This is a genomic window from Marinomonas vulgaris, assembly GCF_018145875.1.
Classification (GTDB): Bacteria; Pseudomonadota; Gammaproteobacteria; order Pseudomonadales; family Marinomonadaceae; genus Marinomonas; species Marinomonas vulgaris.
In genome coordinates, this window is record NZ_JAGSSV010000050.1 from 1 (window position 1) to 3,806 (window position 3,806).

The following is a 3,806-nucleotide window of genomic DNA, read 5'->3' on the forward strand; positions in this document are numbered from 1 at the left end:
GGCACCAGCGATTCTGACAAACTCACCAATGACACCACGCCGACCTTCACCGGAACGGGCGAAGTGGGTTCCAAAGTCACCCTGAATTTAGATGGCCAAAACAAAACCGTCACCGTGGATGGCGATGGCAACTGGAGCATCACCCCTGATGCGGCACTGACCACAGCAGGCGACTACGACTACACCCTCACCGCACAAGATGTGGCGGGTAACACCAAACAAATTAGCGGTGCTTTTGAATTAGATAACAGCATTGTTTTGACCGGTGGTTTGGATTACACAAGCGATTCAGGTTCGTCTTTTAGTGATGATTTAACCAATGACGCGACGCCGACGTTTAGTGGTTCTTCTGATGCTGGGGCTACAGTAGTCGTCACCATTAATAGTCGCGATTACACCACAACTGCTGCGGCGAATGGTCGCTGGACAGTAACCGTTGATCAGCCATTAACTGATGATCTTAATGGCACAACATACGCTTACACCATAGATGCATATGATGCCGCAGGTAACCAAGCCACACAAATTAGCGACTCATTGACGCTAGATTTAGACGCACCGTCGCCTTTCCAAGGAGCACTTGCTTCCAGCTCAGATTCGGGGGCACCGGACAGTATTACCAACGATTCAACCCCTACCTTTACTGGCGTGGTTGAACCTGGTTCATCGGTCAAAATTGATATTAACAACAGTATTTACAATGCGACGGTAACAGAATCAGGTAACTGGTCTGTTAGCGTGCCATTTGCCAGTAAACTGACTGATGGTGATTACAGCTATACTTTAATCGCGACAGACCCTGCTGGTAACGAAGCGACTATTGATGGTGACATTACCATAGACACCGAAGCGCCTGATTTGACAGCGACATTGTCTGCGGCGTCAGATTCTGGTGATTCGAATACTGATGATTTGACGAATTTCACCACCCCAATCTTTAATGGCACCACCCAACCTGGTGCTGTGGTTGAATTAACCATTGACGGTCATTCTTACCTAGCTTCTGTTCAAGACAACGGTAACTGGACCGTCAAGGTGACTAACGCGTTAAGTGATGGAAAGCACGATTACAGTGTGACGGCAACGGATTTGGCCAGTAATGTCAATGAAATCACTGGCGATATTAACATTGATACGACAGCTCCAACGAATTTTACAGCTAGCCTTGCTGCGGGTTCTGATTCAGGTTCCTCTGATACAGACAATATCACCAAAGAGACCAAGCCGGTTATATCAGGCACAGGTGAAGCGGGCAGTCATGTTCGCGTATCCATTGCTGGTAGCCAGTATGTTACCGATGTGGATGCCAGTGGGAACTGGTCTATCACGGTTACAACGGCCTTGTCTCAAGGGGAGCAAAGCTTCTCCGCTGTTGCGACCGATGCAGCCGGAAACAGCACCAGTGCAGTAACGGGCAGCTTTACGGTTGACACACAAACCAGTGTGACAGGTGGATTAAGCAGCGCTAGTGACAGCGGCAGTGAAAATGACGACGACATTACCAATGCGACCAAGCCAATTTTTAACGGCATCGCAGAGATCGGCGCGACGGTCAGTTTAGTTATTGGCGGTAATACTTATGCCGCGATTGTGGATGAGTCTGGCAATTGGACGGCGACTGTTACAGATACACTGAGCAATGGCACAAAACCCTACACCATTAGCTCGACGGATTTAGCGGGCAACACAGCGACGGCAACTGGCAGCATCGAAATAGACAATGTTGCGCCGACGCAGGATTTTGCTATCGGTTTGGCATCTGGTAGTGACACAGGTTCTAGCTTAACCGATAAGGTTACATACGATAAAACGCCAACATTTGAGGGTACAGCGGAAGCTGGTTCAACGGTTACTTTAAAAGTAGACAACATAGTTCGTACTGTTGATGTGTCTGACGCCGGTACTTGGAGTGTGACTTACCCAGAACTAGCCGATGGCGTAAAAGCCGTGGCGGTTTATGTGACTGATGTGGCGGGTAACATCGCCACCATGACAGATTTCGCTTTCACCGTCGATACCACCACCACTGTCACTGGCGCCATGAGCGCGGACAGTGACAAAGGTTTCTTGAACACCGACGAAATCACCAACGTCACCACGCCGACCTTTAACGGCACAGGCGAAGCAGGCGCGACACTGGTTCTGACGATCAACAGCCAAGACTACGAAACCACCATCGGTACCGACGGTAATTGGTCGGTAGACGTGACGGATGCCTTGCCAGAAGGCGATCATGGCTACACCATTACGTCGACCGACGTGGCGGGTAACGTTGCGACCGACACCGGCACAGCAACGATCGACCTTACCGATCCTGAAAACTTCACCGGTGGCTTGGATGCGAACAGCGATACCGGCACCAGCGATTCTGACAAACTCACCAATGACACCACGCCGACCTTCACGGGAACGGGCGAAGTGGGGTCTAAAGTTACGCTGAATTTAGATGGTCAAAACACAACCGTCACCGTGGATGGCGATGGCAACTGGAGCATCACCCCTGATGCGGCACTGACCACAGCAGGCGACTACGACTACACCCTCACCGCACAAGATGTGGCGGGCAATACCAAACAAATCAGTGATACGTTTGAATTGGACTTGGTGGCGACGTTAAGTGGCCGTCTGGACGCCGACAGCGACAATGGCTTCAGCGACAGCGACAACATCACCAACGAGACCACCCCGACCTTCACCGGTGCGGCGGAAGCGGGCACCGTGGTGGCAGTGTTGATCAATGAAAAAACCTACAGCACCACGGTCGCCGCAGGTCAAACCACCTGGTCGATCACCGTTCCTGAGTCTGACGCTTTAACCGACACGAGCGGTGATACAGAGAGCGGTACAGATTACGACTACACCATCAGCGCCGTGGATTACGCGGGCAATACCGCCACGCCAGTGACCGGCACACTGACGCTGGATACAAGCAACCCCACGCCGTTAACCGGTGGTTTAAAAGCCGATGCGACTAACGACACAGGTCGTGATGAAACCGACACCATCACGAATAATCGCCTACCGACGTTTGAAGGCACGGTAGAAGAGGGTGCCAAAGTTACCCTGAAGATCAACGGCGGCGAATACCAAGCGATCGTGACCGGCACCACCTGGAACTACACCTTACAGGCAGGCGAAACCCTGCCAGCCAATGGCACGCTCAATTACACCATTGAGGCGCAAGACTCTGCGGGCAACATCAGCACCCTCAGTCGCGCTATCACGGTAGACACCACCGACCCAGAGGTCACCAGTGCTTTGGCGGCAGAGAGCGACAGCGGCGTGTCGAACAGTGACGACTTGACCAATGACACCACGCCGACCTTGAAAGGCACCTCGGACGCCAATGCAGCGATCCTGGTGACCCTGTCTAGCACAAGCGAGACTTACGAGACGCAAGCGGACGGCGAAGGTAACTGGAGCATTAGCGTACCAGCGGGTGAAGCGCTGAGCGAAGGCGAGCAAAATTACACCGTCAAAGCGACCGACGTGGCGGGCAACACCACCACGCTCAGTGGCGACCGCTTTACCGTCGACACCACGGCCCCTACGACCCTAACGACTGACTTGGCCACGGCCAGCGACAGCCGTGATACGCGTAACACCACGGGCACCAACAGCGATGGCATTACCAGCGACACCACACCGACCTTAACGGGGGCGGTGGAGGCTGGTTCAACGGTAATAATCAAACTGAATGGCAGTGAATACGATGCGGTAGTGAGTGGTACGAGCTGGAGCTACACGCCTAGCGCGGACTTGCCACAAGGCACTTACGACTACAGCGTGGTGGCCACGGACGCCGC

1 protein-coding gene is annotated in these 3,806 nt (G+C 53.0%); it reads left to right on the forward strand.

Going from position 1 to position 3,806, the window contains the following annotated elements; translation table 11 throughout:
• Positions 1–3,806 (forward strand): beta strand repeat-containing protein (locus J9B83_RS15585; RefSeq protein ID WP_236037357.1); only part of this gene is annotated, 3,806 nt, incomplete at both ends.